This window comes from Ferrigenium kumadai (assembly GCF_018324385.1).
GTDB lineage: Bacteria > Pseudomonadota > Gammaproteobacteria > Burkholderiales > Gallionellaceae > Gallionella > Gallionella kumadai.
Genome location: NZ_AP019536.1, coordinates 206,553 through 231,100, shown reverse-complemented (window position 1 = coordinate 231,100; position 24,548 = coordinate 206,553). Strand labels below are relative to the sequence as shown.

Below are 24,548 nucleotides of genomic sequence, written 5' to 3'. Positions count from 1 at the left end.
CAACCGGACAATCGCTGGGGATTATTCTCCGAGATCGAAAGCGATATCCCCTTCTGCCACGGCATCGCCGACCCTGATGCCCTTGAAATCGAAAAGGCTGCCATCGAGCAGGTGCGACGGCTTGACGTTCTGCATCGCGGTGAAGATGGTCTGGGTCCGCCCCGGATACTGGCTCTCCCACTGATGCAGCATCTCCTTGATGTTCTGGCGCTGCAGGTTCTCCTGCGAGCCGCACAGGTTGCACGGGATGATGGGAAACTCCATGCCGCGCGCGTAGCGGGCGATGTCCTTCTCGGCGCAATAGGCCAGCGGACGGATCACCACATGGTCGCCCTTGTCGGTGACCAGCTTGGGCGGCATCGCCTTCAGCTTGCCACCGAAGAACATGTTCAGGAACAATGTCTCCACCATGTCGTCACGGTGGTGCCCCAGCGCGATCTTGTTCGCGCCCAGCTCGCCCGCAACCTTGTAGATGATGCCGCGGCGCAGGCGCGAGCACAGCGAGCAGGTGGTCTTGCCCTCGGGGATCTTCTCCTTGACGATGGAGTAGGTGTCCTGCGTCTCGATGTGGAAATCGACACCGATGGATTTCAGGTAGTTCGGCAATACGTCGGCGGGAAAGCCGGGCTGCTTCTGGTCAAGGTTCATCGCCACGACCTTGAAGTCGATCGGCGCGCGCTTGCGCAACGTCAGCAGGATATCGAGCAGGGTATAGGAGTCCTTGCCGCCGCTCAGACACACCATCACCGTGTCGCCCTCCTCGATCATGTTGAAGTCGCCGATGGCCTTGCCCACCATGTGCTCCAACCGGCCCTTCAGGCGGTTGAAGTTGGTGGAGTGATGCTCGAAATGGATGGGTTGTACGATATCGTTCATGTGATCTCAGATGTTGACGGTGCGGCCGCCGTCGACCGCGATGACCTGCCCGGTGATGTAGGGCGAGTCGTTCAATAAAAAACGCACGGTGCGCGCGATGTCGTCCGGCTCGCCTTCGCGTTTGAGCAGCGTGTGCGCCACGATCTTGCGGCGGCGATCCTCGTCGCCCCAGTCCGAGTCCTCCGGCCAGATGATGACCCCGGGCGCGACGGCATTGACGCGCACCTGCGGCGCCATCTCCTGCGCCAAGCCCTTGGTCAAGGCCACCAGCCCCGCCTTGGCGACGCTGTACAGCAGATGCCCCTGCATCGGCCGTTCCGCATGGATGTCCGCGATGTTCACGATCGCACCGTGACGGCGGCGCAATTCGTCCGCCGCCGCCTGCGCGAGGAACAGCGGCGCCTTGAGGTTGGTGCCGAGCAGGTCTTGCCATTGCCCCTCGTCGATCCCGGCAAGCGGCGTGGCGTAGAAGCTGGAAGCGTTGTTGACCAGCCCGTCCAGCCGCCCGAACTTTTCGATGACCTCGTGCACCAGTTGTGGCAATGTCGCCACGTCGAGCAAGTCGGCCTGGAACACGGCGACACTGTCCGGACGTAGCGCGTTCAGTTCGTCCCGCAAGTCCAGCGCCTGCTGCATGGAGCTGCGGTAATGCACGGCAAGCGTTGCACCGGCAGCATGCAGACGGCGGCAGACCGCCGCGCCGACGCGCTTTGCCCCTCCGGTCACCAGCACTACTTTGCCTTGCATCGCACTCTCCACTAAACTCCCGCAACTTCGAATTATACCCGACCATGCCCACACCTTTACCCGCCCCCGGCCCGGAAGCCGCCCGCCATAGCGCACAACTGTCCGAATACATCCGCCGCGACATCGCCGCACAGGGCGGCTGGATCCCGTTCTCCCGCTACATGGAGCTGGCGCTGTATGCGCCGGGACTGGGCTATTACACGGCGGGCTCCTCCAAGTTCGGTGAGGCAGGCGACTTCGTCACCGCTCCTGAGCTCTCGCCGCTGTTCGGTCGCACCATCGCGCGCCAGGTCGCCGAGATCATGGTGCAGAGCGCGTCGCATGTCATGGAACTGGGCGCGGGCAGCGGCAAGCTCGCGGCGGACATGCTGGCCGAGCTCGAACGTCTCGGCAGCCTGCCGGAGAGTTATTCCATCCTCGAGGTGAGTGCAGACTTGCGCGAGCGCCAGCAGGCCTTGCTGCGCGAACGCTTGCCGCACTTGTCCGGACGCGTGCGCTGGCTGGATGAACTGCCCGCGACCTTCAGCGGCGCGGTGGTCGCCAACGAAGTGCTGGACGCGCTGCCGGTGCATCTGGTGCACTGGCAGGACAGCGCCATCGCCGAACGCGGCGTCTCAGTGAGTGGAGAACAATTCGTCTGGCAGGAACGCCCCATCGGCGATGCCGCATTGCTGCAGGCGGCGCAGCAGATCGGGGTGCCGGACGATTATGTCAGCGAGGTCTGCCTCGCCGAGCGAGGCCTGATCAACAGCCTCGCGCAGCGCCTGCAGCGCGGCGCGCTGCTGTTCGTCGACTACGGTTTCGGCGCGCGCGAGTTCTACCACCCGCAACGCAGCAGCGGCACGCTGATGTGCCATTACCGCCACCATGCGCACGACGATCCGCTCTATCTGCCCGGCCTGCAGGACATCACCGCGCACGTGAATTTCACCGACGTCGCAGAATGCGGCATCGACGCGGGGCTGGAACTGCTGGGCTACACCTCGCAAGCCTTCTTCCTGATCAATTGCGGCATCGCCGAGCTGATGCAGGATGTCCCGCCGGAGAACCTGCGCGACTACCTGCCGCTGTCGGCGCAACTGCAGAAACTCACCAGCCCGGCGGAGATGGGCGAGCTGTTCAAGGTAATCGCGCTGGGCAAGGGCATCGATGCGCCGCTTTGCGGTTTCCTGCGCGGCGACCTGACGCGCTCGCTATAACAACTCGGAGACCTTCGCGCGCAATAGCGGCAGCACCTCTTCCGCGAACCACTGATTGCGCTTCAGCCATGCCTGATTGTGCCAGCTGGGGTGCGGCAGCGGCAGGAATTCCGGCAAGTAATCGCGGTAATGGCGCACGGTCTCGGTCAGCGTCTTCTGCGCGCGGTCGCCGAGGTAATACGCCTGCGCATAGTTGCCGACCAGCAGGGTCAGGCGGATGTTGGGCAGCGCCGCGCGCAGGCGCGGATGCCACAGCGGCGCGCATTCCGCGCATGGCGGCAGGTCGCCGCTCTTGCCGGTACCGGGATAGCACAGCCCAGTGGGAATGATGGCGATGCGCTTCTCGTCATAAAAGGTGTCGCGCGACACCTGCATCCAGTCGCGCAGGCGGTCGCCGGACGGGTCGTTCCACGGAATGCCGGTCTCGTGCACTCGCCGGCCCGGGGCCTGGCCGACGATCAGTATCTTCGCCGTGACGCTCGCGCGCAGGATGGGTTTGGGCGGGAACGGCAGGTGGTCGGCGCACACGTCGCAGGCCCGCACCTCGCGCAGCAGCGCCTCCAGCTTTTCAGCCTTGGATGGCATGCTCCACCGCCGCCACGCGCGCCAGCCGCACACGCTCGGGAATCTGGCTCTTGTCCGCGCACTGTTGCGCGATCCGGCCTGCATCCACCGACTGCGCCGCCTGCAAAGCACTTAACAGATACTCCGCCTGCGGGTAGGCGTCGTCCTCGTGGCCGACGCGCCCGCGCGCATCAGAGGCACAGGCCTGCAACAGCTGCGCGAAGCGTTCCGGCCTGCGCCAGGCATCCGCCGACTGGAACAGTTTGACAATGGTGTCGGCGCGCAGCTCTTTCGCGCGGTGCACATCGCCATGATAGCGCGCCGCCAGCAGCGCGAGGTCGCGGCAATCGGCGGGCACTCGCAAGCGTTCGCACATCGGTTGCAACAGCTCTACGCTGCGCGCCTCGTGGCCGATGTGGCGGGGAAGGATGTCTTTCGGCGTCGTTGCCTTGCCGAGGTCATGCATCAGCGCGGCGAAGCGCACTTCCAATGCATAACCGCTACGGGCCGCATCATCCACCACCATCAGCGTGTGGATGCCGCAATCGATTTCGGGATGATGTTTTTCCGGCTGCGGCACGCCAAACAGCGCATCCACCTCGGGCAATATCTTCGCCAGCGCCCCGCAGTCGCGCAGTGTCTCGAAGAAGCGAGACGGTGTTTTCTCCATCAGGCCGCGCGCCAGCTCCTGCCAGACGCGTTCGGGCACCAGCGCATCGACTTCGCCGTTGGCCACCATAGCTCGCATCAACGCCAGCGTCTCGGGCGCAATGGAGAAACCGAAGCGCGCCGCGAAGCGCGCGCCGCGCAGGATGCGCACCGGGTCCTCGCCGAATGCCGCGCTGACGTGGCGCAGCACGCCCGCCTTCAGGTCGGCCTGCCCTCCGTAGGGATCGACGAGGTTGCCGTCCGCATCCTGTGCGATGGCGTTGATGGTGAAATCGCGGCGCAGCAGGTCCTGCTCCAGCGTGACGTCCGGCGCGGCGTGGACGACAAAGCCCTTGTAGCCCGGCGCGGTCTTGCGCTCGGTGCGCGCCAGCGCGTATTCCTCATGGGTCCTGGGATGCAGAAACACGGGGAAGTCCTTGCCCACCGGCTGGAAGCCGCGCGCCATCATTGCTTCCGGCGTGCAGCCGACCACCACCCAGTCGTGGTCTTGTACCGGCAAACCGAGCAGGCGGTCGCGCACCGCGCCGCCTACGCAATAGATTTCTGGCTCATTTCTCATCGGGTATGGCTTGCTGGTTCTCCGTCGTCTTGCCCGCGACGATCCCCATGCGCTGCTTGAGCGAGCGTGGCGGCGCGCCGAACTGCCGGGCGTAATAAACGGTGTTGCTCATCACTTTTTTCACGTAATCGCGCGTCTCGTCGAAGGGAATGGTCTCGGCGTAGATCGCGCCTTCCAGCGGCACCTCGGCGCGCCACTGTCGCGCCCGCCCAGGTCCGGCATTGTAGGCCGCCGAGGCCAGCACCGGGCTGTCGTCGAACCAGGACAGCACGGTCTTCATGTAATAGGTGCCAAGCTTGAGATTGGTGTCGAGCTGGTGGATCAGCGACTGGCGGTAGTCCTTCAGCCCCAGCTTGTGCGCCACCCAGCGCGCCGTGCTGGGCATGATCTGCATCAGCCCGGCCGCGCCGACGTTCGATTTCGCTGCCGTGACGAAGCGGCTCTCCTGCCGCATCAGGCCGTACACCCAGGCCTCTTCCAGCCCGAATTCGCGGATGTGCGACTGCAAGGCATCGCGGTAAGGCGCGAGGTAGCGCAGGCTGAAGTCGTGCACGGCCACCGTCTTTTCCGCCGCGCCGATGGCGCGGTCGTACATCTCGTTGCGACGTGCGATCTCGGCCGCAGTGAGCAACTCCTGGTCATTGAAATTGCGCAGTGCCCAGCTCCACTCCTTCATCGCCTCGCCGCGCAACTCCATGCGGTACAGCGCCAGCGTACGCTGGATGCCGGGCAGCGCCAGCATCGCGTTGATGTCCTGATCGCTTGGCTTGTAGGCCGGCTTGTTCTCGCTGAGCAGCGGCGTTGCGGCCATCTCCTCTCCAGCCAGCTGTCCGTAAAAATGATATTCGCGGCTCAGCGGCGCGAGCAGATTCCTCCCGTCGGCAGGCTTGCCCAAAGCCATCAGCGCCCGCGCCTTCCAGTATTGCCAGGCTGCATCGCGCTGTTGCTGTTGGCTCATCGCGTTCACACCCGCCAGCACCTCGGCCCAGTCCTGTGCGCGCAACGCGGCGCGCACCCGCCATGCCGCCTGCTGCTCGCTGAGCGATATATTCGCCGCCAGCCTGAACCACTGCAGCGCGCGCGCGTCCTGCTTGCGCGCAGCCTCATACCCCAGCCAGCCGTAGAAATACTGCTGTTCCGCCAGAGGGAACGAGGCCGCAAGCTTTTCCCAGCGGGTGGCGGCGAGATCGGGCGATTGTTTCGCCAGGCGCTGCAGGGCGAACAGCGCGACGGCGCGCTGCCCTTCGCCCGCATTCGCCAGATTCACGTTCTCGAGATAGCGGTCCGCATCCCCCGCCGCACTGTCCAGCGCCGCAGGGGATATCGCATAGCTGCCGACCAGACGTGCGGCCAACAGCTTTGCAAGCGACACGTTGCCCGCCTCCAGCGTCAGGCGCAACCGCTGCCAGATGTCCTGCTCGCCGATGATGCCCGCAGCGATAGCCGCATCGAACAACGGTCCGCAGCTATCCGGCTGTCCCTTGCCGCTGAACCACAGACCGCGCGCCTCGCGCAGCGCGCCCTGCTCGTCGCTGCGGCGGCGCGATTGCAGGGCATAACAGGTCAGCTCGGCATCCTCGTTGAGCAGGCGCGGATATTCCGCATCGAACAGCGCCCATTGCTGCTTGTTACCCAGCGACTTGAGCCATTCGCCTCGCATGCGGTCGATCACCGGACTGTCTTCCGGGCGCGAGAGAAAGTCCTTTACCCGCTTCGGATCGGCATGTTCCAGATCGAGGCGCAACTGGTAATAGCCGGCATACACCTCCAGCGGCGTTTTATTCAGACGCTGCGCGAACCGCTCCAGCTTGGCCGCATCGCCCGCGCGGAATGCGTCGCGCGCGGCAAGAAAATCCGCGTCCTGATCGGCCCATGCGGGCAGGGCCACCAGCAGCAAAAGGGAAACAATGTACTTCATGGAATCATCAACGTAACAACTGCGCTGGAGCATAGCACACCGCCCCCACTCGCCTTCCGCCATAGCGGAAAATCATTGCAAAACGATGACAAAACCTTGCTTGTTGCGCAAACAACACGGTTTATGAATCTTTCGTTAAATCTGCAGCCCTCGCCTTGTTTCGCACTTTTCGTTCCGGATAATCCGCCTCCGAAGTTCTCCTCGTGAACTTTCCGCAGTCTGCAGCATGTGCTGAAGACGTACATAAACCCAAGGAGTTTTACATGCAAAAGAAAATCATCGCACTGGCAATCGCTGCTGCGGTTTCCGCACCGGCTTTCGCTGACAACAGCAATGTCACCATTTACGGCCAAGCTCGTGTCTCGTTCGACTTGGTCAATACCGGGGCAAATGCTGCCGGCACAGCTGGCGTCAGCGCGAACAAGGTGTCGAGCAATACCTCTCGCCTCGGCCTGAAGGGTTCCGAAGACCTGGGCGACGGCCTGGCCGCCATCTGGCAGATCGAACAACAGATCGATATCGACACCGGTGCGAACACCCTGGCTACTCGCAACACCTTCGCCGGCCTGAAGAATGAAAGCGCGGGCACCGTACTGATGGGCCGTCACGACACCCCCTACAAGCTGGCTACCCGCAAGTTGGATATGTTCGCAGACACGATCGCCGATAACCGTTCATTGATGGGGGGCGTTAGCGCGACCAATATTGCAGCCGCCACTCTTGCCGCCAATGGCAAGTCCGTCGGCTCATCCTTCGACGGGCGCCCGACCAACGTATTGGCCTACATCAGCCCGGCGATGAGCGGCTTTACCGCCGCCGCCGCTTATGTTGCCGGCGCGGAAACCGCCACTGCGGGTCAAATCAAGGGCAACGCATGGTCGGTAGCGGGCATGTATGACGCCGCCCCGTTCTACGGCTCCCTGGCCTACGAAAATCACAAGCTTGGCTCTGTGGGATCGGGCACTGTCGCCGCCCCCGGTGCTGCTCTGAATGTGGCCGGCTTGACGGAATCCGCATGGAAGATTGGCGCCGGCTATACGATCGATGCCTTTACCCTCGGCTTTGCTTATGAGCGCACAAACGACAACTTCGGTGCCGCAGGCGCCAACTTCCTCGGCCACAACGCATACTACCTGTCCGGGAAGTACAGCTTCGGCACCGACGCGGTGAAGCTGGCTTACACCAAGGTTGGCAAACTGGGCGCAGCGGTAAACACCGATGCCAAGCAATTCTCCTTGGGGTATGACCACAACCTGAGCAAGCGCACCACCCTGTTTGCCTTGTATACCAAGCTGTCCAACGGCACTGCCGTGAACTACGGCCTGTCCACCAACGGCACGGGGGGCAACAACACCCAGAATGGTGCGGGTGCATCCCCTTCTGCCTGGTCGTTCGGCATGAACCACACTTTCTAATCTGAGTAGGTCAGTTTGAAAGTAGCGGGCACCTTCGGGTGCCCTTTTTTATCTTAAATTCCCATAGACCAGCCAAACCTCACTCCTTAGCTACATTTATGGTGTGACCGCTCCCAATGCGGTCTTTTCGAATACAATCCGCGCCGACTTGTAAGCTCCCTGCAAGGAAACTGGTTGTTTGTTGCAAAAATACAACACTTTTGTAACGAAATTGTAACTGCCCTTGTATCCACATTATCGCGATGGATAATGCCCTCAGGTTCCTCAAGCTACCGAGAACCTCCAAGGGATCGGCAACATTCGCTGCCGATGTAACCGGAAAATCTAACGAGGAGTTTCAAATGCAAAAGAAAATTATCGCGTTGGCAATCGCTGCTGCGGTTTCCGCTCCGGCTTTCGCCGATACCAGCAACGTGACCGTGTACGGCGTGGCTAACGTGTCCTACGACATGACCCGCACCGGCAACAACACTGCTGGCGTTGCAGGCTTCAGCAACAACAAGGTTTCCAGCAACACCTCCCGTCTGGGCCTGAAGGGTTCCGAGGACCTGGGCGACGGTCTGTCCGCCATCTGGCAAATCGAGACCCTGATTCAAATTGACGGCGGCGCATGTACAGCCCCCGGCGTTTGCCCGGCTCAAACCCTGGCTAACCGCAACACCTTCGCCGGTCTGAGCAGCACCACTGCTGGTACCGTCCTGCTGGGCCGTCATGACACTCCGTACAAGATCGCGACTCGCGCCATGGACGTGTTCGGCGACCAAATCGCCGACAACCGCTCCATCATGGGTAGCGGCGGCGCTTCGTTTGACGGTCGTCAACCCGACGTCGTGGCCTACATCAGCCCGGCAATGAGCGGCTTCACCGGTGCGATCGCCTACGTGGCCGGCGCTGAAAGCCAAACTGCTACAACTCAAACCAAGGGCAGCGCATGGTCGCTGGCCGGCTTGTACGGCAATGGCCCGCTGAACATCAACGCTGGCTATGAAGTGCACAACATCGGCTCGGCTGCTGGCAGCATTGGCATTGTGGGCCTCACCAAGACCGTCAAGGAAACTGCTTGGAAGATTGGTGCAAGCTACACGATCGATGCCTTCACGATCAACGGCGTTTACGAAAAGACCAGCGATGACTTCGGCGGTCAAGTTGCTCTGGGTACCGCTCTGTTGCCAGCAGGCGTGGACGTACTGGGCCACAACGCTTACTACCTGTCCGGCAAGTACGCCTTCGGCAGCAATGCCGTCAAGCTGGCATACACCCATGCGGGCAACCTGAACATGGGCGGCACAGTTGCTAGCGCCAACACCGGAGCTAATCAGATTTCCGTGGGCTTCGACCACAATCTGAGCAAGCGCACCACCGTGTACGCCCTGTACACCCAGCTGAACAACAAGTCTGCTGGTGCATACACCTTGGGCAACGCCTCCATCGGCAATGGTGCTGTGTTCAACAACGGCGCAGGCTCCAAGCCTTCCGCTGTTTCCCTGGGCATGAAGCACACCTTCTAATCGATTGCATCCGCAAGGGTGCGATTGTTTAGAAAACGACGGGCACCTTCGGGTGCCCGTTTTTATTTCCGCCCATTCAGGATATTCTTCCCGCCTTATTCATCCGCCGCTCATTCCGATTGTAGAACATGAACGACCAACAACTGCTGCGCTATGGCCGCCACATCCTGCTGCCGGAGATCGGCATCGAGGGACAACAGAAACTGCTGGACGCGAAGGTGCTCATCATCGGGCTGGGAGGGCTGGGCTCGCCCGCCGCGCTATATCTCGCCGCCAGCGGAGTCGGCAAGCTGACCCTGTGCGACCACGACACAGTGGACTTCAGCAACCTGCAGCGCCAGATCATCCACCGCACCTCCACCGTCGGCGAGCCAAAGGTCGCGTCGGCGCAGGCCGTGCTGCGCGACATCAACCCCGAGGTCGAGTGCGTCGCCCTGCAACTTCGCGCCGACGAGGAACAATTGAATGAGCTGGCCGCGCAGGCCGACATAGTGCTGGATTGCAGCGACAACTTCGCCACGCGTTATGCGGTCAACCGAGCCTGCCTCGCACAGCGCAAGCCGCTGGTGTCGGGGGCGGCGATCCAGTTCGACGGGCAGGTCGCTGTATTCGATTACCGGAATGCGGAAGCACCCTGCTACAACTGCCTGTTCCCGGAGGACAGCCAGGCCACCGAGTTGCGCTGCGCGACCACGGGCGTGTTCGCGCCGCTGGTCGGCATCGTCGGTTCGATGCAGGCGGCGGAGGCGCTCAAACTGCTGGCGGGGATCGAGCGCGGGCTAAGCGGAAGGCTGCTGACCATCAACGCGCTGGACATGAACATCATGCGCAGCGCATTGAGCAAGGACCCCGCCTGCCGCGCCTGCGAGGGCTGACGGAAGGTTATTCCTCGACCAGCAGGTCGAGTTTCTTCGCCAGCCACTTGGTGGTGGTGGCCTGGATCAGGATGGTCATCAGGATGGCGATGAAGGTGACCGAGGCGATGATCTGCGCGCCCGGCGCTTTCATGCCGACCAGCATGCCGGCCAGTGCGCCGGGAATCACGCCGGTCTCGCGCGTCCAGCACATGAACAGCATCTCCTTGAAGCTCCACTTCGCGCGGCGATCCGGCAGCGCGCACAGGAACACGGTGACCGGGCGCGCCACCAGCATGAAGACAACCACGATACCCACGCCCGCCCACAGGTATTGGTTCATCAGGCCGAAGTCCACCTGGGTGCCGAGCAGGATGAAAATGAACATTCGCATGATGAATGCCGTGGTCATGACGTAGTCTTCCAGCTGATGGCTTTCATCTTCCGAGCGTTTGAAGCCGAGCGAGTCCACATTGCCCAGCATGATGCCGAATACGAACACCGCCATGAAGCCGCTGGCCTGCAGTCCATCCGCAGCCATATATGCCGCGATCACCGCCATCAGCGTGACCACGGGGGAGAATTCGGCGAGGAAGTTGTAGCGCTCGTGGGCGATCAGCAAGGCGGCCAGGTAGCCGAGCACGCCGCCGATCACGATACCGAACGATGCCTGCTTGAGCAGATCGATCAGCGCGTCGCCGGCGGAAAACTCGCCCGCCCCCATCGCCACGCCCAGCACGGCGAAAGTGACGATGGCACCCATCGCGTCGTTGAAGGCAGACTCGCTCATCACGGTCTGGGCGACGCGTTCCTTGATCTTGACCTGCTTGAATACCGGCACCAGCGTGGCCGGATCGGTGGAGGCCAGCGTCGCGCCCAGCAGCAGTGCGACGATGACGGGAACGCCGAGGAAGTAATAGGCCGCCGCGCCGGTGATGGCTGCGGTGATCAATACGCCGATGGTGGCGATCACCACGATGGTGATCCATACCTCCTTCAGCACCTTGAGCCGGATCGATGCGCCCCCGTCGAACAGGATGTAGCTCGATCCGAAGATCAGGATCAGCTGGTTGACGGTCGAATCCGCCTTGATGTCGACGAAGCCCAGCATGCCCGGACCGATCAACATGCCCACCAGCAGGAACACCACCACATCGGGCACGCGCGCCAGGCGCGCCAGCAAGCCGGAGAAGGTACCTATGCCGAGGATGATGCCGAAGATCAGTAGCGTGTGTTTGGCGAGTTCCAGCGAGGCGGAAGATTCCATGTTGTTCCTGGTTCTAGAGTTGAATGTTCGAAGTATTCCGAGCACGAGAATGTGCATGCATACAACCTTCGCACATCATGCGGTCGCGCATGCTAGCAAAGATCGCCGCCTGCCACATCCCAATCTGTCCGAGCCGTATTTTTTTAATAATGCCTATTAATCCTCGTTATCCTCGCCGGCCTGGACTCGACCGGGTGGCGTGAAGACTATGCCATCTGCGAGGCAGGCAGGCCGAGGTAGTAGCCCTGCGCGTAGTCCACCCCCATCGCCTGGATCGCTTCCATGATCTCCTTGGACTCGATGAATTCGGCGACCATCAGGATGCCCAGGTCCTGGCACAGCCGGCTCAGGTTACTGACCAGCGCGTAGTCGACCTTGGAGTTGAGCACGTTCCGGACGAATGCGCCGTCGAGCTTGACGAAATCGAAATGCAGTTCGCGCAGATAATGGAAAGAGTTGTAGCCGCTGCCGAAATCGTCCAGCGCGAAGGAGAAGCCCTTCTTGCGCAACTCGGTAAGGAATTTGCGCATATGCGTCATGTCGCCGATGGCGTCGCGTTCGAGGATCTCGAACACGATGTTCTTCGGCGGGATGCCGATCTCCTGGCAGAGCTGCTCCGCATAGCCGAGTACGCCGCGGCCCTGGATCTCCTGCGCCGACAGGTTGATGAACAGCTTGATGTCGGGATCGTCCCGCTCGATCTTCTCCTTCATCGCCCGCAGCGCCTTGCTGATGATGATGCGATCGAGCTCCCTGCCCAAACCGTATTTCTCGATGGTCTCGATGAACATGCCGGCGGAAACGGTGCGCCCGTCCGGCTCGCACAGCCGCGCCAGGCTTTCGTAGGCGAACACCTTGCCCGTCCTGCAATCGATAATGGGCTGGAAGAACGGCATGATGCGGTCTTCGCGCAGCGAGTCGCGCAACTTCTCCGCGTGGTCGCGGATCACGCGGCTCTCCTGGATCTGGGTCTCCATGTGGTCCACGGTACAGACGGTATCCTTCCCGAGTTTCTTGGCTCGGTACAGGCCGATGTCGACGCCGGCCATCAGGTCGGAGATGGTCTGCGCGTCCTGCGGATAGGAGACGATGCCGATCGAGGTGGTGATGTGGAAGCTCTTGCCGTCCGGCGCCTCGAACACCACGTCGCGCAATTCCGAACGCAGCTTCTCGGCGACCACCATGCCGCCCTCCTTGCCGGTCTCGGTCAGGATGATGGCGAACTCGTCGCCGCCGATGCGTGTGGCCAAGTCGCCCTTGCGCATCACCGAACGCAGCGAATCCGCCACCCCGATCAGGGTGGTGTCGCCGCAGGGATGGCCGTAGGTGTCGTTGATGTCCTTGAAGTCGTCGAGATCCAGCATCAGGATGGAAAACTCGTGGCCGTGCCGCTCCGAGCGCCCGGCCTCGTAGTCGAGCATCTCGTTGAAATAGCGGCGGTTGTGCAACCCGGTCAGCGGATCGTGGGTCGAGTAGTATTCCAGCTCAGTCATGGTGCGGCTCAGCGCCTTGCTCGAACCGACCACCATCACCATCACGGCGAGAATGGAACGGATCACGCTGGCTTCCTGCGCGCTCAGCTTGTGCAACGAGCCGTAGGCGACGCCGAGCAGGCCGGCGAGGTTGAGCATCTCGAGTTCCGGCACCGAGACCGCGATCATCTTAATGTCATCGATGGAATCGTACTTGCCTTCGGCGGGTATCTGGAACTCCTCGATATCCAGCGGCGCATCGTCAGGCAGCCTGAGCTTGGCCAGCATCTCGCGCGCCAGTTGCTCGCGCACCAGAGACTTGACCTCCTCGCTGTAGTCGCCAAGGAAGTACACGAACAGCGACAGGCCATGCTCCTCGGCGAAGGCGATGAAGAAGAAATTGAACGGGAAGATCGCGTGGAAGCCGGACAGGATCTCCTGCACGAACACCTTCCATTGCGCGACCTTCTCGTGGGACAGGATGATGTTCTGCAGCACGTTGCTCTGGCGCTCGAACAGGTCTTTCTCGATCAGGGTATTTGCAAGGCTGTCGACCGTGCCGCGGAAGTCGAGCATGATCTGTTGCAGGTTGCTTTCGCTCTCGCGCCATTGGCGGTCCCGCTCTTTCAGCAACAGCTCCATGGTCTGTCCAAGCCGGGACGAACGGGTGGAACCGCGCCGCAGCAGGTCGATCAGCCGCGCTTTCTCATCAGGACTGATACTGGTCTTTTCCAGATGGAGGATGCTGTCGCTGAGGTTGGACTCGATCTCGGAATTGACGCTCTGCACCAGGGCGCCGATGTTCTTCGCGAACAGCCGCGAACGGGTCTGGCTTTCCAGCAGTGCTGCAAAGCGCACCAGTCCCTGGTAGCGCAGGTCTTCCAAGCCCGACGGGATCACGGACAGCGGCAACGTCATTTACACCCCCGCCTGAAAACGCCCGCTTCCAATCATGAGATCGACCCCGCACTGCAGTTCCTTGAACCATGCCAGGAAATCTTTCACCGCCTGGCCTCGATACACTGGCCCGTGCTGCGGCGCAAGCATGGCGATGTCAAGTTTGGAAACCGCCTCGACCCATATGCGCGCGGCCTTGTTGGAACACATGTAGCGGCGGTGGAATTCCTCGATATAAGGCAGGTGTTCGCTGAAGTTGTCGACGTAGGCGAAGTCCTTGTCCATCGGCAGCATGGCTGCACCTATGTCGCCGGTGAAGAGAATTTTGGATATCGGATCGTAGACGTTGATCTGCCCTTCGGAATGCAGGAAATGTGCGGGCAGCAATTGCAGGTCGAACTCCGGGCAGACCGGGTAGGACATGCCCTCGTCCGGCACGCCGATGAAGCGGTGCATGCCGGTAATGCCGTAATGCGGGAGGAAGCGAGTCCAGATGCGCGACACGTAAACGCTTGCATCGGAGATCTCCAGCCAGGTCGAGATACCGCCGACGATATCCGGATCCTGGTGGGACAGAACGATACCCTTCAGCTTGTCCGGGGAGATATAGCGCAACATCTCGGCCAGCACGCGCGGCATCACGCCGAAGCCGCCGGGATCGAGCATCACACCGCAGTCGCGATGCACCACCAGATACTGGTTGGATCTGATCCCATCTTCTTCGCCCGGCTCACTCTCGTTCAATAGAACGAATTTGTGATCCTCGGCCCCATACAAGACGATGTTGCGCATGCCGCCTCCCACAAACTTATAATAATCGTGAATGGGTGGGATACTAGCATGGGCATATTTTTTTTTGCTTGGGATTTTGCGGCCGGAAATCGGTTAGACAAACCGGCCGCCGTTAGCACTGATTATTAGTAGTATCGCTGGTCATATTCCATCAGGGATGATCCCCGATGGCCGAACCCCCGGGACTGAACGGCGAAGGTGGAGCTGTCACATTCTTCCCTGCCCGAAACATCCATACCGGATCGAAAGCCGCCTTTGCCCCGGATGGCCGCGGTCAGGCTCAGGTATGCATCATCGGCCAGTTGCGATTGTTGTGGCAAAGAAGTAGCTGCGCTCATTTCCGTCTCCTATGATTTGGGATCCCAATCGAATGCCCTCTCCCCATCCGCGAAGAATGGTCGGGGCATGACTGGAATCGATTCACTTGTGGCCGGGCAGAACTGCCCGGGGAACGCCGCATCCCGGGATACGGCAACTGCTTGAGGCGCCACCTTAACGCCCGGATACCGCCTGAACAATACGACAAAATACCTAATCGAACGTACACAGTGGCAGCTTGGCAATAGTGCAACTACTCATTTCGGGTGATTGATTTCGGCGCCCTGGCCGTGCAGCATGAAGGCGTGAACACTGACACTCGTTGACACCCGTTTTACGCAGCAGCATCCTCGACTCCGGGAGGTTCCATGCGTATCACCACCCTCGGTTGCAATGCCAGCATCACCGGCGAGTTGCGCACCACCTGCTACCTGGTGGACGACGATATCCTGATCGACGCCGGCACCGGCGCGGGCGAGCTGAGCCTCGCGCAATCCATCGCCATCGACACGGTATTCCTCACCCACTCGCATCTCGACCACTGCGGCCTCCTGCCGATGCTCGCCGATGCCGCCGGCAGTTTCCGCGATGCGCCGCTGACCGTGTACGCCCTCCCGGAGACCATCGCCACACTCGAGGAGCACATGCTCAACAACAAACTGTGGCCGGATTACACCGTGCAGCCCATGCCGGAGCGGCCCTATATCCGCTTCCGCCCCATCCTGGCAGGAGAGACCGTGGAACTGGGCGGCAGGCGCATCACCGCGCTGCCTGCGCGGCACGCCGTGCCCTGTGTCGGCTATCGCATCGACAGCGGCAAGGCCAGTCTGGTGTACAGCGCGGACACCACGTTATGTGAAGATTTCTGGCTGGCGCTGAACCGCATCGACAACCTGAAACACCTGCTGATCGAGACCACCTTCCGCAACGACAACGCCGCAGGCGCGGCGCGTTCCGGACACACCACGGCGAACCTGCTGGCGCAGGGGCTGCGCCTGCTGGAACGCCCGGTCGAGTTGTTCATCGTGCACATGGAGGCGGGCTATGAGGAGGTCACCATGCGCGAAGTGTTACAAGCCGCAAGTGAATACCACCCGCAGGTGCTGCGCCGCGGCCACGTGTTCGAGCTCTAGCCCAAGAACCTAGGCTTCCTCGTCGATATGTTCGGTGATGTCTGTGCCGCGCAGATTGTGGCGGCGTCGGTCAGGTCCGGTGCGAAGATCGAGCAGCACCGGCTGATGGCTGACGCGACGGCAGAGCACGCGCCGCTCCTCCGGATGGATGGTCCTGTGCTCGACTGTGGACACCGGTGCCGCTGCGGGAAGCGGCTCATGCCTCTCGCCGAGGTCGACGACCACCTCCGGATGATCACGGATACGCACCGGGCGCACGGGGCGGGTGCGCATCGCCCCCCGCACCTCGCGGGTGCCGATGCCGGTGAGCGTCGGCGGCGGCTGACTGGGAACATAACGCATGGATCACCTCCAACAGCGTTCAGAACAGATAACTCTGTGCGCAGGAAAACGACGTTCGCATCCGGACCATCTGTTTACCTTGCGGCAACACGTACGCCCTCCCGCACCCGATCATCCGGATGGACGATCACTTGTTCACCCGCATTGACGCCGGAGATGACCTGCGCGTTAAGGCCGTTGCGTTGGCCGATCTCCATGCGGCGTTTGACGGCTTTGCCCTTTTCGAACACGAAGGCTGCCCAGCCGTTGCCGTCGCGGAACAAAGCGCTGGCGGGGATTTGCAGAACGTCGTTGGCCTCCCACAGGATGAAGCTGGCTTCGACGCGGTAGCCGTCGCCGAGGTGTTGCCATAGTGCGGGGGGCGAGGTGAAGGAAACGATAGCCCAGACGCGCTGTTCTTCCACGCCGAGGGCGGAAACTTTGGTAAAGCCGGCGGGCTCGACCACGCGCACCGCGCCCTCGAGTACGCCCGCACCGCCCCAGCGCTCGAATACGACACGGGTGCCGGGATGGATGCGCACGGCGTCGGCCGACAACACGTCCACCTCGACTTCCAGCGCACGTGGATCACCGATCTCGATCAGCGGCTGGCCGGCCGCGACCGCGCCTTCGCTCTTGTGCGGGATCCTGAGCACCCGCCCGGCCACGGGGGCGTGGATGGCTACCATTTCTGCGTTGCTGCCGCTTGCGGCATATCCCAGCGCTGCGCGGGCGGCCACGAGTTCGTGGCGTGCCGTGGAAACGGCGAATTGCGCCGAGCGCAGTTCCGCCGCACTGCGCTCGGCCTCGCTGACAGCCCGGTCCTCGGCCGATGCGGAAACGTACCCTGTCGCCCGCAGTGTGCTCACGCGCTGGAGCTCTTTTTGCGCCAGGCTGGAGCTGCTCGCGGCGGCGTTGGCTCGCTGCTCCGCGGCATTGACGACAGACTCGGCAGCAGCGATGCGGGCAGTGGCCTCGGCACGGCTGCGCATGTCCAGTACCTCGGCGCGAACGGGCTCGAGCTCGACAAGTGTGGTGTCACGTTCGACCGCATCGCCTACATCCAGCCGGACTCGCCGTGCATAGCCGCTCACCGGTGCGGTGACCACGTAGCGATCGACCACTCGCGTGCGGCCTTCCTGCTCGATGGTGACCCGCAACGGCGCGCGGTTAGCGACACCGAGGTCCACCTCGACGGGCTGCGGGCGGAATCCCCAGAACAGCCCCCCGGCGACGAGGACGACAATCAGGGCAAGGAAGATGCGGCGCCGCCATTGCACAATGTTCTTCATATCGTCACTCCGCCGTCTTCAGGACGGCTATCAGGTCAAGTTGATCCAGCCGGCGGCGCACCGCCAGACCCGACAGTATCGCGGAAACCAGCACCGCCACTGCGGCAAAGGCATAGGTTCGCGGCACCAGTATCACGGGAACACGGAACAGATCAGTCTGCATTCTATGCGCGATGTAATAACACATCCAATCGCCCATCCACAGGCCCAAAGGAATGGCCAACAGCGTCAGGATACCCAGTTCACCGAGCAGGATGTAGGCAATCTCCGCGCGGGTGAAGCCCAGCACCCGCAGGCTGGCGAGTTCACGGCCGCGTTCGGTGAGCGCGATGCGCGCGCTGTTGTATATCACGCCGAAGGCGATGATCACGGAGAACACGGTGGCCACGTAGGTGAAGAACAACATGGTGTCCCGCATCACGCGGTTAAAATTGCGTATCTCCTGCACACGCTCGGCGACGCCGGCGATGCGGGGCATACCTTTCAGTTGCGCATAAATCGACTGCAGTTGGCCGCTGTCCACGCTGAGATAGGCGCCGGAGATGGTAGGGCCTTCGAGCATGAAGCGATTCAGTGCGGCGAGATCCATATAGCCCGACACCCCCAGGTACTCTCGCACCACCCCGGCAATGGTGGCCTCGCGCACCGGCCGGTTGCCTTCCAGCACCTCCACCGTCACGCGGTCTCCGACGCGCACGTCCAGCAGCCTGGCGAGAAAGTCGGTAAGCAGGATGCCGTCGGCTGGCAACGCGACCAGCCTGAGGTCGGTGTCGAGCAGGCGCTGGATATCGCCACCCGGCTCGACACCCCGAATACCGGTGCGATAGCTGAGATGGCCGTGGCGCAGCCGCACCGGCACGTTCCGGAACACCTCCACGTGTTGCACGCCCGGCAATCCGAGAAGATCGAAGCGGGCGCGGTAGGCAGTGGGGTCGGTGAAGGTCACCGAGATATCCTCGCGCTGGGCCATGCCGAACTGGAGGTTCACCATGTAACTGACCGTGTCGCGCTGGAACAGGCCGGTGATGATGATGCCGCACGCCATCGCGATGCCCAGCAGGGTGAGCATGGATTTCAGCGCCCGGCGCTGGATGTGGCGGATGATCATGCGCGCGGGTTGCGACAGCCAGCGCTTGAGGCCCAGTTTCTCCACCCAGGTCTCGCGATAGCTGCCCGGCGGCTCGGGACGCATCGCCTGCGCCGGGCGCAAGGCCACAGCCCGCCATACCGCGAATACCGTCCCAGCCCCCGCCGCCAGCAGGCTGGCCACCGCGGCTTCCAGCACCGTGTCCGGCTGCAGGCTGAATTTCAGATAGGGGAAGTGATAGAACTCCATGTAGATGCCGGAGAGCACCTTGCCCAGCCACGCCCCCAGCGCGGTGCCGCTGACGATGCCCAGCCCGACGATCACCGAGACCATCTTGAGGTAATGCCACAGTACCGCAATATTGCTGTAGCCAAAGGCCTTGAGTGTGGCGATCTGCTCGCGCTGCATCGCCACCAGTCGCCCGATCACCACGTTGAGCAGGAAAGCGGCGATGCCCATGAACATGATGGGGAACAGGCTCGCAAGAACGCCGAGCTGATCGAGCTCCTGGCTCAGGAACCGGTGCGAGCGCTGATCCTTGCGCTCATAGGTGCCCAGCCCGCCGTACGGATTGACCAGCTCGTCGACGCGGTCGATGACGTGCTGGATATCGGCACCCGGGCGCAGGCTCAGGGCCAGATCGTTGAACGCACCGTCCATGTCGTAGGCCTGACCGAGGGCACGGCGTTCCATCCACATCACGCCATAGCGCTTGTAATCCGGGAATACTCCGCCGGGACGCAACTGCTGGACGAATTCAGGCGACAGTGCGGTGCCCACCATGGTCAGTGCCTGACGCCTCCCATTGAGGATGGCGTAAAAGCGGTCTCCCAGCTGCAGCGCATGCGCCTGGGCAAAGGGCGTGCTCACCACTACCTCGTCAGGCCGCCCCGGTGCCGGCAGGCGCCCCTCGCTCAGGTGCAGCGCATTCAGGCCCTGACGACCGCCAGAGGAGACCGACACCATCAACGCGGTCACCGGCTCGGCAAACGCCGGCATGTCGAGGCGCACCTGGGCCACCACCCTCGTCTCCACACGATCCACGCCGTCGATGTCCTGTACGCGCTGGCGCAGCGATTCGGGTGCGCGCTTCAGCGTGACGAATATCCCTGCGAAGCGGTATTCGCGGTAGTAGCTTTCCTGCGTCGCACGCAACGCCCCCAGCGTGGTGAGGAACATGATGTAGGTGCCGACGCCGCACATCACCACCAGGGCGATGGCCAGCGCCTGGCTCTTCATCTGCCACAGGTCACGCCAGAGTTTGCGGTCGAGCGCCTTCACCAGCGGAGTTCCGTGGCGAGTTTCTTGTATTCGTTGCGCTCGATGCGCGCCACCAGGCCGTCGCCGAGATACACCACGCGATCGGCCATCGCCGCGATCACCGCATTGTGCGTGATCACCACCGTGGTCGTTCCCAGATCCCGATTCACCCGCGCGATCACATCCAGCACCATCACCCCGGTCTGGGCATCGAGAGCGCCGGTCGGCTCGTCGCACAGCAGCACCTGGGGACGCTTGGCCACGGCGCGCGCGATCGCTACGCGCTGCTGCTCGCCGCCGGACATCTGGGTCGGGAAATGATCGACGCGCTGAGCCAGCCCCACCAACCCCAACGCCTCCTCAGGCGTCATCGGGTTTTCGGCGATCTCGGTGACGAGGGCGACGTTCTCTCGCGCGGTCAGGCTGGGAATGAGGTTGTAGAACTGAAACACGAAGCCGATATGCGAGCGGCGATAATGCGTCATCGCAGCATCGTCGTTCAGGGTGAGGTCGTGGTCGGCATACCTCACCGATCCTGTGGTCGGCGTATCGAGTCCGCCCAGGATATTGAGCAGGGTCGACTTGCCGCTCCCCGATGGCCCCAGCAACACGACGAACTCACCGGCGTACAGGTCAAGATCGATCCCGCGCAAGGCCTGCACCTGCACCTCGCCCATCTGGTAGACCTTGGTGAGGCCGCGCGCCTCGAAGATCGGGCGCGAGGCCGTTGCAGCGTTTTTGTCCGAATCAGTCATATGCGATCTACCTAACTCACAGGAATACTCTGACTATTTAAAAACCACTATATCGGACATGACATCTTCAGGGTGACCGGAACAAGGAGAACGAGCGCGACTTGCCACGAATACCATAGTGCAAACGGCGCCCTATAACGGTCTCATCGTTGTTGATGATTGAACTGCCAAGTCATAACCGCAATACCAAGATACCAGTATTTTCAGCGGGATTAACCGAATTTCGGCATCACCCGACTGAGGGCTGCGACATCTAGTTGCCGGTCAATCTGCGTCGCAGCCAGAAGCTGATTCCATCCACCGCGGCGATCATCAACAGCATCGCGAAGATCACACTGGCGGCCTGCTGCATCTGGAACAAGGAAAGGTGGTATTTCAGCATCTGCCCCAGCCCGCCGGCACCGACCACCCCCAGGATGGCCGCGGCGCGGATATTGTTCTCCCAGCGATACAGCGTGTAGGACATCAGTTGCGGCGAGACCTGCGGCAATGCCGCGTAAAAGAATGCGGCCATCGGTCTTGCGCCGTTGATGCGCAGGGTAGCTTCCGGCGCGGACGGCAGGTTCTCGAACGCGTCGGCGAACAGGCGGCCAAGCACGCCGGTGGTGTGCACGGCCAGTGCCAATGTGCCGGCGAATGGCCCTAGCCCGGCGGCAACCAGCAATATGACGGCCCAGACCAGCTCGGGAATCGATCGCAATATATTGAGTGCCAGGCGAATGAGCGGGCGGGCGACGGCGCCGAACCTTCCGCTGGCCGGCAATGCCAGTGCGATACCGAACACGAATGCGATGGCCGTTCCCAGTGCAGACATGGACAGGGTTTCCAGCATGCCCTCTGCGATCTTCACCAGGAAAGGCCCAGCCAATTCCGGCGGCGTGAAACCGCGCAGAAACTCCAGGCTTGAACGCACTGCATCGGCGGTGAAAAGCTCGCCCCATTTGATGCTCAGCGAGTAAAAGCTGGCGCAGACCAGCGCCAATATCCCGACCAGCAACACGACGGTGGCGGGCTCGACGACAGGCGGCGGAGACGGGCGGCGTTTATTCATATCAGCCCAGACGCTTGCGCAGGAAAGTGCTGACCAGATCGGCACAAGCCACCAGCAGCACGAAGACGATCAACATCGTGGAGACCTCATCGCCTGCCAGCATCTTCATCGACTCATCCATGCGCTGGCCGATCCCGCCGGCCCCGACGAATCCCATGACCACCGAACCGCGGATCGCGCACTCCCAGCGGAAAGTGGTGTAGGACACCAACTCGGAAGCAGATGCCGGCAAGGCACCATAAAACAATGCGGCCAGCCGGCCGCTGCCGTTCTTCAGCAGCGACTGTGTGGCATGGGATTCGGATGACTCAAGGATCTCCGCATAGACCTTGCCGAGCATGCCGCTGTAGGTCAGCGCGATGGCCAAGACGCCGGCCGTCGGTCCCAGGCCGACGATACGCACCAGAAGCAATGCCCAGACCAGTTCCGGCACACTGCGCAGCAGCACCAACAGCCAGCGGGCCGCCTGCCTGACTGCGGCGCTGGCGAGGCGCATGCGGCCGGATTCCAGGCGCGAGACCGACAACGATTCCGTCGCCAGCAACGTCAGCGGAACCGCGCCCAGCAGCGCCAGCGTCAAACCCGCCGTTGCGATGGCAACGGTTTGCCAGGTGGCCTCCAGGATCAGCGACAGAAATTCGCTCGAATGCGCGGGCGGGAAGAAGCCGGAAAGGAAGTTCCAGGTCGCCCCAAGGCTTTGCTCATCCAGCAATATCCACGGCTTGAACTCGCTGGCGACCAGCATGGGCCACAGCAATATCAGCGCGACAAGCGTAGCCGTGACACGACCTCGCCATGCAGGATCGGGATAGTGATGAGAGGCGTTGACGGACATGCCCATCTAGGATCAGCAGTGCGTGCAGACGCCTTCCGGCGATTGTTGGACAGCATGATCGCCATCTTCGTCGTGCCTCGCGTTGCGGTACAGCGCCGCGATCATCGCATCGGTCACCTCTGCACGAGGGGCATCGAAGACGATGCGGCCATCACGCAGGCCAACGATGCGCGGGAAATTTCCAAGCGCGAGCTCGACCTGATGAAGGCTGCAGACCAGTGTGGCGTTGCGAGCCGCAGCTTCCTGCTGCAAGGTGGTTAGCGTCTGCAGTGACAGCGCGGGGTCGAGCGCGGAAAGCGGCTCATCCACCAGAAATGCATCCGCCTTGGACACCAGCAGGCGCGCCAGCCCGCAACGTTGCCGCTCGCCGCCCGACAAGCGGTCCACCCGCGCATACAGTTTGTCCTGAAGGTTGAAGCGCGCCAGCGCATCGTATGCGGCCCCGGCATCGCTCGGCCTGATCAGGGATGCGATGGATCGCCAGAAACTCCACTGCGGCAAGCATCCGGCCAGCACGGCAGTCACCACGCGTTGCCGTGGCGGCAACGGGGGAGTCTGCGGAGCGAGAAACAGACGCGCACGCAGTGCATGACGCTCGGTATGCTTCATGGCCCACGGCTCCACACCGAAAGCGGAAAACTCACCGGATACAGGCGGATGCGCGCAGGCCAGGGTGTGCAGCAAGGTCGTCTTGCCCGCGCCCGATGGGCCGATCAGGGCGACCTGCTCGCCCTGATCGATCGACAGGCTGACATCGCTCAGGGCGTGAGAAGTATCCCTGCGCTCGGCCGACGCATGGCGCACGCTGACGCCACGTAAAACGAACGACATGCTTACTTCAGCAGGCCTGCGTTGCGCGCCGCGCTTTCGATCGCACCGTAATTCTCCGCCTTGGTCGGAATGAATCGCGATGCGCGTTGCAGATCGAGGATCTCCTTGTCGCCGGCATTGTTCTTGTCCAGCGCGAGGAAGGCGTTCATCAGTTTCTTGCGCAATGCCGGGTCCATGTCGGCACGCACCGTCCAGTTGTAGTCATAGTAGCCAGGGGTGGTGTAGAACACGCGAACGGCATTGGCGTCCACCTTGCCCTGCGACACCAGCTTCTCCCATACGGAGATATTCAGCGCTCCCGCATCCACCTTGCCGCCTGCCACGGCAGCGACCGTCGCATCATGTGCGCCGGAAAAGGCGATGCGCTTCATGTCGGTGTCCGGATTGATGTTGGCCGCCAGCAAAAAGGAACGGGGCATCAGATGACCCGAAGTGGAAGACTCGGAACCGAAAGTGAATGTCTTGCCTTTCAGGTCCTGCAGCGTCTTGATGTCGTTACGCGTGGTGATGAACACCGACTTGAATTTCTCGTCTTCCTCGCGCTGCACCAGCGGGATCACCTTGTTGTTGCTGCGCACCTTGGCCTGGACAAAGGTAAAACCGCCGAACCACACCAGGTCCAGCTTGTTGTTGATCAGACCTTCCACCGAAGCGGCGTAATCGGTAACGGGGGTGAACTCCACCTTCATGCCCAGTTTCTTTTCCAGATACTCGCCCATGGGCTTGAACTTGCGCTGCAACTCGGTAGGCGATTCGTCCGGGATCGCGGACACGCGCAAGACCGGTTCCGCCACAGACAGGCTGGCCGACAAGAGCGCTATGGACGCGAATACGGTTGCGAAGAGTGATCTGATGTTTTTTGAAGTCATAACTGCCCCTATATGAAAAGTGGGCGCAGCCAGGACCATGCGAGGAAAGGACAGAAATG

22 protein-coding genes are annotated in these 24,548 nt (G+C 62.0%); 5 read left to right on the top strand and 17 right to left on the bottom strand.

Features of this window, described 5'->3' with window-relative positions; translation table 11 throughout:
• Window positions 1–21: 21 nt before the first annotated feature.
• Window positions 22–876, bottom strand: a complete 855-nt coding sequence (gene ttcA / locus FGKAn22_RS01015; RefSeq protein ID WP_212786145.1) for a tRNA 2-thiocytidine(32) synthetase TtcA — start codon at window positions 874–876, stop codon at window positions 22–24.
• 6 nt (window positions 877–882) lie between these two features.
• Entirely contained in the window at window positions 883–1,623 is a 741-nt protein-coding gene (locus tag FGKAn22_RS01010) for a pteridine reductase (protein ID WP_212786144.1), read from the bottom strand.
• A 44-nt stretch (window positions 1,624–1,667) separates the two neighbouring features.
• On the opposite strand from FGKAn22_RS01010, the gene FGKAn22_RS01005 reads away from it, so the two are divergent.
• Window positions 1,668–2,822: a class I SAM-dependent methyltransferase gene (locus FGKAn22_RS01005; protein ID WP_212786143.1), complete on the top strand. Its 1,155-nt coding sequence runs from the start codon at window positions 1,668–1,670 to the stop codon at window positions 2,820–2,822.
• Here FGKAn22_RS01005 and FGKAn22_RS01000 read toward each other — a convergent pair.
• Genes FGKAn22_RS01000 through FGKAn22_RS00990 form a run of 3 tightly spaced genes read right to left on the bottom strand, consistent with a single transcriptional unit; the run spans window position 2,817 to window position 6,532 of the window.
• Complete coding sequence (locus tag FGKAn22_RS01000; protein ID WP_212786142.1) at window positions 2,817–3,407, bottom strand: uracil-DNA glycosylase family protein; 591 nt, start codon at window positions 3,405–3,407, stop codon at window positions 2,817–2,819. The genes FGKAn22_RS01005 and FGKAn22_RS01000 overlap by 6 nt on opposite strands.
• Window positions 3,391–4,614, bottom strand: coding sequence for a multifunctional CCA addition/repair protein (locus FGKAn22_RS00995; RefSeq protein WP_212786141.1), 1,224 nt, complete (start codon window positions 4,612–4,614; stop codon window positions 3,391–3,393). Before FGKAn22_RS00995 ends, FGKAn22_RS01000 begins: the two co-directional genes overlap by 17 nt.
• Window positions 4,604–6,532 carry a lytic transglycosylase domain-containing protein gene (locus FGKAn22_RS00990; protein WP_212786140.1) on the bottom strand — a complete coding sequence of 643 codons (1,929 nt, stop codon included), beginning with the start codon at window positions 6,530–6,532 and terminating at the stop codon, window positions 4,604–4,606. Before FGKAn22_RS00990 ends, FGKAn22_RS00995 begins: the two co-directional genes overlap by 11 nt.
• Before the next feature lie 263 nt (window positions 6,533–6,795).
• On the opposite strand from FGKAn22_RS00990, the gene FGKAn22_RS00985 reads away from it, so the two are divergent.
• The 3 genes from FGKAn22_RS00985 (at window position 6,796) to FGKAn22_RS00975 (ending at window position 10,330) form a co-directional block, all read left to right on the top strand.
• The gene (locus tag FGKAn22_RS00985) at window positions 6,796–7,947 is read left to right on the top strand and encodes a porin (RefSeq protein ID WP_212786139.1); all 1,152 of its coding nucleotides are present in this window, start codon (window positions 6,796–6,798) and stop codon (window positions 7,945–7,947) included.
• A gap of 341 nt (window positions 7,948–8,288) precedes the next feature.
• Window positions 8,289–9,455: a porin gene (locus FGKAn22_RS00980; protein WP_212786138.1), complete on the top strand. Its 1,167-nt coding sequence runs from the start codon at window positions 8,289–8,291 to the stop codon at window positions 9,453–9,455.
• 128 nt (window positions 9,456–9,583) lie between these two features.
• Window positions 9,584–10,330, top strand: a complete 747-nt coding sequence (locus tag FGKAn22_RS00975) for a HesA/MoeB/ThiF family protein (RefSeq protein WP_212786137.1) — start codon at window positions 9,584–9,586, stop codon at window positions 10,328–10,330.
• A gap of 7 nt (window positions 10,331–10,337) precedes the next feature.
• On the opposite strand, the gene FGKAn22_RS00970 is transcribed toward FGKAn22_RS00975, so the two are convergent.
• The 4 genes from FGKAn22_RS00970 to FGKAn22_RS00955 all read right to left on the bottom strand — a co-directional run bounded on the left by FGKAn22_RS00970 (window position 10,338) and on the right by FGKAn22_RS00955 (window position 15,075).
• Window positions 10,338–11,576, bottom strand: coding sequence for a cation:proton antiporter (locus FGKAn22_RS00970; protein ID WP_212786136.1), 1,239 nt, complete (start codon window positions 11,574–11,576; stop codon window positions 10,338–10,340).
• Window positions 11,577–11,782: 206 nt separating this feature from the next.
• Entirely contained in the window at window positions 11,783–13,966 is a 2,184-nt protein-coding gene (locus FGKAn22_RS00965) for a putative bifunctional diguanylate cyclase/phosphodiesterase (protein WP_212786135.1), read from the bottom strand.
• Window positions 13,967–14,737: an oxygen-binding di-iron domain-containing protein gene (locus tag FGKAn22_RS00960; protein ID WP_212786134.1), complete on the bottom strand. Its 771-nt coding sequence runs from the start codon at window positions 14,735–14,737 to the stop codon at window positions 13,967–13,969.
• 125 nt (window positions 14,738–14,862) lie between these two features.
• Window positions 14,863–15,075 (bottom strand): hypothetical protein, encoded by a 213-nt coding sequence (locus FGKAn22_RS00955; RefSeq protein ID WP_212786133.1) that lies wholly within the window; start codon window positions 15,073–15,075, stop codon window positions 14,863–14,865.
• 348 nt (window positions 15,076–15,423) lie between these two features.
• Between FGKAn22_RS00955 and FGKAn22_RS00950 the strand changes: the two genes are divergently transcribed.
• Window positions 15,424–16,188 (top strand): 3',5'-cyclic-nucleotide phosphodiesterase, encoded by a 765-nt coding sequence (locus tag FGKAn22_RS00950; RefSeq protein WP_212786132.1) that lies wholly within the window; start codon window positions 15,424–15,426, stop codon window positions 16,186–16,188.
• Between the two features lie 9 nt (window positions 16,189–16,197).
• Here the strand turns inward: FGKAn22_RS00950 and FGKAn22_RS00945 are convergent, their stop codons facing one another.
• The 8 genes from FGKAn22_RS00945 to FGKAn22_RS00910 all read right to left on the bottom strand — a co-directional run bounded on the left by FGKAn22_RS00945 (window position 16,198) and on the right by FGKAn22_RS00910 (window position 24,489).
• Window positions 16,198–16,530 carry a hypothetical protein gene (locus FGKAn22_RS00945; protein WP_212786131.1) on the bottom strand — a complete coding sequence of 111 codons (333 nt, stop codon included), beginning with the start codon at window positions 16,528–16,530 and terminating at the stop codon, window positions 16,198–16,200.
• A 74-nt stretch (window positions 16,531–16,604) separates the two neighbouring features.
• Complete coding sequence (locus FGKAn22_RS00940) at window positions 16,605–17,801, bottom strand: efflux RND transporter periplasmic adaptor subunit (protein WP_246487423.1); 1,197 nt, start codon at window positions 17,799–17,801, stop codon at window positions 16,605–16,607.
• A gap of 4 nt (window positions 17,802–17,805) precedes the next feature.
• Window positions 17,806–20,169, bottom strand: a complete 2,364-nt coding sequence (locus tag FGKAn22_RS00935) for an ABC transporter permease (protein WP_212786130.1) — start codon at window positions 20,167–20,169, stop codon at window positions 17,806–17,808.
• A complete protein-coding gene (locus FGKAn22_RS00930; protein WP_212786129.1) occupies window positions 20,166–20,903 on the bottom strand; it encodes an ABC transporter ATP-binding protein in 738 nt (245 codons plus the stop codon). Before FGKAn22_RS00930 ends, FGKAn22_RS00935 begins: the two co-directional genes overlap by 4 nt.
• Before the next feature lie 253 nt (window positions 20,904–21,156).
• On the bottom strand, window positions 21,157–21,954 hold the full coding sequence (phnE, locus tag FGKAn22_RS00925; RefSeq protein WP_212786128.1) for a phosphonate ABC transporter, permease protein PhnE: 798 nt from the start codon (window positions 21,952–21,954) through the stop codon (window positions 21,157–21,159).
• A gap of 1 nt (window position 21,955) precedes the next feature.
• Window positions 21,956–22,789 carry a PhnE/PtxC family ABC transporter permease gene (locus FGKAn22_RS00920; protein ID WP_246487422.1) on the bottom strand — a complete coding sequence of 278 codons (834 nt, stop codon included), beginning with the start codon at window positions 22,787–22,789 and terminating at the stop codon, window positions 21,956–21,958.
• Window positions 22,790–22,801: 12 nt separating this feature from the next.
• Window positions 22,802–23,620 carry a phosphonate ABC transporter ATP-binding protein gene (locus FGKAn22_RS00915; RefSeq protein ID WP_212786126.1) on the bottom strand — a complete coding sequence of 273 codons (819 nt, stop codon included), beginning with the start codon at window positions 23,618–23,620 and terminating at the stop codon, window positions 22,802–22,804.
• A 2-nt stretch (window positions 23,621–23,622) separates the two neighbouring features.
• On the bottom strand, window positions 23,623–24,489 hold the full coding sequence (locus tag FGKAn22_RS00910) for a putative selenate ABC transporter substrate-binding protein (protein ID WP_246487421.1): 867 nt from the start codon (window positions 24,487–24,489) through the stop codon (window positions 23,623–23,625).
• Window positions 24,490–24,548: the final 59 nt, after the last annotated feature.